3 protein-coding genes are annotated in these 1747 nt (G+C 49.7%); all 3 read right to left on the bottom strand.

Annotation, left to right across the window (positions count from 1 at the left end):
* Positions 1–641 (bottom strand): phage tail protein (locus tag A596_RS21575; protein ID WP_200882994.1); only part of this gene is annotated, 641 nt, incomplete at its 3' end.
* Entirely contained in the window at positions 635–1474 is an 840-nt protein-coding gene (locus A596_RS22480) for a baseplate J/gp47 family protein (RefSeq protein ID WP_052417790.1), read from the bottom strand. The genes A596_RS21575 and A596_RS22480, both read right to left, overlap by 7 nt.
* On the bottom strand, positions 1471–1747 hold a 277-nt coding region (locus tag A596_RS21565), incomplete at its 5' end, for a GPW/gp25 family protein (RefSeq protein ID WP_039918815.1). The genes A596_RS21565 and A596_RS22480, both read right to left, overlap by 4 nt.

The raw sequence follows: 1747 nt of genomic DNA, 5'->3' as shown, positions 1-1747 counted from the left end.
CTATCGAGTACCCATGAATCCCAATAGGCTTGTTCTCGGCGCACGGTGATTGCTAATACTGACGTTATGCTCTGCTTGCAGGGCGATTCAGTTTTTGTGGCAGGAATTGCAATGCGTTCTTCAATGCTGATTTTTATCCCGTCAATCCACGCACCCGAGTCGTCATCCCAAATGCAATTGTCGTGATGCGATTGGTCACCTACCGCGTGGCGAATATCGTAGCGATGAAACAGCCGGTAAAAATAAACATGGGCAGGAATGGATAAATTAACGATGTTGCGAATGTCAGCTAATTTGGCCGGTGCACGTGGTGTGCCCGGATCAATGTGCAGCCAATTAATATCGTCATCAAGCAGGGCTTCAATCTGTATCCAGCGCAACGCACGCTTTACAGCAGCTGCGGTGCCGCGCTGGTGCAGCCAAGGCAAACCGGCGTGGATTAATTCCTCGGCAGAATCAAAATAATTAGTGAAGCCTGATAGAAAAAATTCTGCTGCAATAAACGGCGCAAATTCCGGATGTAAATCGGTACGAATATGTGCGGGTGCGTCGGCGTGCGCATCGAGCGCAGGAAACGATAGCGCATGCGATAACGCACGCTCCAAACTGGTGCTGGCGGGTGGCAGCAGGGTTTCTACCATGCCACACCGCCATCGGTGAATTGTGTGGTGCCTGCGACCGCATATTCATCGCTATTGATCGCGATCACGTCATCCATATCAAGATCAAGGCGAGCCACACTGTCAGTGTGCAATGTTTTTACGGCCCATGTTTTCGCAATGGATTGCCCAAGCTTCGCATGTTGCGCCAACAGTAACGGCCAGCTTTGTTGCAACTGGGCGGCAAGATTAACCGGGGCCGATTGCAAGCGATACACAGTGCCTTTGAGGTTGATGGGTTTTGCAATAGCAGCGCGAATATTTAAGGCGGGGCCTAAAATTTTCACGTGATCTTGTGCGAAATAATTAATGATTTGCTGCAACAATTCAGGTTTGTTTGCTGAGTCACTTAGCCTCACCACTAGATCAATATATCCGGGTGCTGTCCGAATAACATCGGCGGCAATCACGTCAAGGCTGATACCCATTGCGTGCCATAGATAGTGCTCGCGTGTTCCCATGCCTGCCATTGAAGCAATACGTAATAGCAAACGCTCGCGATAGCGTTCATCTGGTTCACCCGGCAAACGTAAAGGCGCTGCAAACAAAGCCGCGATGTAATCCAGATCAAAGCCTTGCGCAAAGGCAATTAAATTCGAGACGGCGGCATCATTGATACGGTTGCGCAGTACCAATTCGCGATAGGATGACTCTTGCAGCAGTTTTGTAATTGGCTCGGATTCCAGCGCCAATACTGCGGCCACTTGATCGCGTTGGTCAGCGGGTAATGAATTTAAAAATGCTGCTTTGCGTTCAGCCAGAATATTTTCATAGTCCAACTGTTCCAGCATTTTTGGTGGTGGCAGTGTTGTCATTGTGAGTACCCACCTTTTAATAATTCAATTTCAAGTCTCGCCAATTCCGGTGTGCCGGTATCCAGACGGATAAATTCCATATTAATCACCACTTGCCCGTGTTGCTCGCTGTTTACAAAACGATGTAATTGCACCAGGCGCACGCGCGGTTCCCAGCGCGCAATCGCCATTGCCGTGGCCGCATACACTTGCAACAACAATGTGCCGCTTAATGGCTGGTCGATTAATTCCGGCAGTACAGAACCATAGTCGCGGCGCATTACTCGCGAGCCG

The sequence above is a fragment of the Cellvibrio mixtus subsp. mixtus J3-8 genome, from assembly GCF_000766945.1.
Classification (GTDB): domain Bacteria; phylum Pseudomonadota; class Gammaproteobacteria; order Pseudomonadales; family Cellvibrionaceae; genus Cellvibrio; species Cellvibrio mixtus_A.
Note: the sequence above shows the minus strand (reverse complement) of the source record. Positions and strands in the feature narration are given on the sequence as shown.